The sequence below is a fragment of the Sphaerimonospora thailandensis genome (genome assembly GCF_016863115.1).
Taxonomy (GTDB): domain Bacteria; phylum Actinomycetota; class Actinomycetes; order Streptosporangiales; family Streptosporangiaceae; genus Sphaerimonospora; species Sphaerimonospora cavernae.
This window is the reverse complement of record NZ_BOOG01000112.1, coordinates 1-2,772: the sequence shown is the minus strand read 5'-3', so window position 1 is coordinate 2,772 and position 2,772 is coordinate 1. Positions and strand designations below refer to the sequence as shown.

Below are 2,772 nucleotides of genomic sequence, written 5' to 3'. Positions count from 1 at the left end.
TGGCCTCGCCACCGCCGCGCTGTGACCAGCGCGGTAAGACTGCGACCCGGTAGCACCCGGCCGTGATTAAGCGTGCGGTCCCTGCCCGGCGCAATCAGGCAGGGGCCGCACCCCACCCAATGTAGGAGAGCCCGCCACTGTAGGGAGATCCCGGTTGCACCTGCACTGCTACTCCTGGACCGGCACCGGCGACGACCGACGCCGCGAGGCCGAACGGCGTCCGCCGCTGCCGCCGGCCGACCCCGGGCCGTTCCTGGCCTCGCTGCTGCCGCCGATGCGGACCTGCGACTGGCTACTCAAGCCGGCCCGCCGCATCGACGCCACCCCGGCCAGCGTGGACGAGGCGATGGACTGGCTGGCCGAGCGGTACCGGGCGGCTGAGCCGTCCTTCCTCCACCCCGGCGACGAGGTGCGGATCGGCCTGGACTTCCGGCTGGATCGCGTACGTGAATCACTGCACGCTGGCGTGGACGTGCAGTGGGGGATCTGGCTGCGCTCCGGGCGCTTCGTCTCCTGCGCCGTCGTCTGCTGCTCGCCGAACCGGGACGCCGACTACCGCTGCCCGGCAAGTTGAGCCACCTGAGCCGCCCGCCTGCCGCACTTCCCCCGTGACGGCAAGCGGGCTGTTGCGCCACGGAGTGGCAGATTAAACGGCACTAGCGTGTACTCCATTCACGAGTCATAAGCGTCTTGCTTGTGTCCAAGTGTCACGTCTCTCGGAGTTCCGACGATGGCCCATCAGCAAGGTCCCCCCGGCCCATCTCCTTACAACCCGCCTCCTGGGGCGGGCTATCCGTTCCCCAAGCCGCCCAAGAAGTCCAACACGGGGATGATCCTCGCCATCGTTGGCGGCACCCTCCTGCTCCTGTTCGGTGGTTGCGCCGCGATCGTGGCCGTCGCCGGTGACACCTCCTCGCAGGTGACCACCACGCCGACGCGCAACGCTCCGGATGCCATCGCCGTAGATCAGTCGGCATCCGCTGAACCTGAGCCGGAACCAGAGCCCGCGGAGGTGACTCCGAAGCCAAGGGATATCAAGATCGATATCAAGATCTTGAAAAAGAAGTGCTTCGGTAGCGCCGGCTGCAACATCACCTACCGGATCTCGCCGACGTACGTCGGTCCCGGTTACTCAGAGGACATCGAATGGCAGGTCGTCTACGAGGTGCGAGGCGGTGAGGACGGCCCGCAGATCAACTCGTTCACGCTGCATGACGAGCAGATCGAATACCAGTCCGAGGAGTTCGTGTCTGTCTCGTCATCGGCCACGAAACTGCGGGGCAGAGTCACCGAGGTCATGAAGAACTGATCGTGGCGGGCTTGCCCGCCGCCTGCCCCGCCGGTCGCAGTTGGCCGCGACCGGCGGGGCTCGATGCGGCCTTTTCGTACGCCGGGCTCCCGTACGGCAACCGGTAGGCCCAGGCACTTCGGATCCATGACCGAACGCACTTGCCTCACCACTCTTGGTAAGGCACACTTGGGAGTTCCGCACCCCCGGTGGGTGTTGGAAGTGAGGCCGGGACTACCGATGGAATCGGGTGCCCGGCCTTCGCGCTGTTCCGCCTTAGTCAATGCCTATTACGCGTGTCAACGGACACGTGTGGACGGTCAGGACCTGCCAGTTCCAACGCCCATGACATACGGCATGAATGAGGTCGGCTATCCCGGTGCCCCGGGAAGAGGTCCCCTGGACCCGTCGCCGACCACTGCAAGTACACGGCCTGTAGACGGCGCCGCCAAGCGCTTTGGTGTGATGACCTCCGGTGCGGCTTCCTCCTACGGAAGGTCCGACCCAAGCCGATCTCAGTCGGGGACGGCGAAGGTGTACGACCACATGAACCGGCTGGCGGCGTGTACGCCTCGGGCATACTCGATTGCCCGGCCCTCGGCGGTTCGGGTGGTGCGGCGGACCTCGACGACAGCTTCGCCCGGTGGAAGTTCCAGGAGCAGGGTCTCGTCAGCGGTAGGCACCCTGGCGTTGAGGTCTTCGGTGATCTCCTGCGGTGGAAGACCCCGGTCGGCGAGCACTTGGAAGCCGCCGCCCGGTCCGGCGATTCCTGGTGAGGGGTCGACCAGGGGAGTGCCCTCGACGTCCTCCACACGGTAGTAGCTGGTCATGGTGTGAGTGGGGACGCTGTCACGGGTCATCACACGCGCCCGCTCGTACACGATGGTGCCGGGCTGTAGTCCGAGCGCGGCGGCAACGTGTTCGTCGGCCTCGACGAGACTGATCTCCTGCGTCTGGTGGCCCTGCTGCCGGGTGGCCGCGGCATCCGCATGCTCGTTCTCGTACGCCTCGACCACCGTGACCTGCCAGCGACTGCGCGCGTACCGATCTGGGCCGAGGCGTCGGACCGGGTACGGCTCGCGCACGTAGGCGCCGGAGCCGTGCCGAGTGCTCACGAGCCCCTCGGTCTTGAGCAGGATCAATGCCTTGCTTGCGGTGCTGCGGGACACGCTGTAGCGGTCGGCGAGGTCCCGGACTGAGGGCAGCTTCGCCCCTGCGGGCAGGCGACCGGCGGTGATGTCGTCTCTCAGGTCGGCCACGATGCGGCGGGCCGGCGAGTGTGGGTCTGCATGCACCCCACCATCCTAGCCAAGTGTCGTAGGCCATTTTCTGGACTGCGCGGCTGGGACCGCTGTAAGGTCTAGTGTCGTACGACACTTTCGATGGACCTGTCCAACGCTTAGCCCCCTTCTGGACGGAGCCCTGATCGCGAGGTTCAGAACATGACAGAGGATGAAGCAGCGATGCTCTCTCGCTCGGCGGAC

3 protein-coding genes are annotated in these 2,772 nt (G+C 66.3%); 2 read left to right on the top strand and 1 reads right to left on the bottom strand.

The genetic code is table 11. The features are described 5' to 3' along the window. Window positions 1–154: 154 nt before the first annotated feature. On the top strand, window positions 155–574 hold the full coding sequence (locus Mth01_RS29110; protein ID WP_204019171.1) for a hypothetical protein: 420 nt from the start codon (window positions 155–157) through the stop codon (window positions 572–574). Window positions 575–730: 156 nt separating this feature from the next. Beyond that, window positions 731–1,309, top strand: a complete 579-nt coding sequence (locus Mth01_RS29105; protein ID WP_204019170.1) for a hypothetical protein — start codon at window positions 731–733, stop codon at window positions 1,307–1,309. Window positions 1,310–1,803: 494 nt separating this feature from the next. Here the strand turns inward: Mth01_RS29105 and Mth01_RS29100 are convergent, their stop codons facing one another. Next, entirely contained in the window at window positions 1,804–2,583 is a 780-nt protein-coding gene (locus tag Mth01_RS29100; RefSeq protein WP_204019169.1) for a GntR family transcriptional regulator, read from the bottom strand. Window positions 2,584–2,772: the final 189 nt, after the last annotated feature.

Excerpts from the sequence above, each read along its gene's own strand:
- Mth01_RS29105 (WP_204019170.1), top strand. The coding sequence starts at position 731 with ATGGCCCATCAGCAAGGTCCCCCCGGCCCATCTCCTTACAACCCGCCT.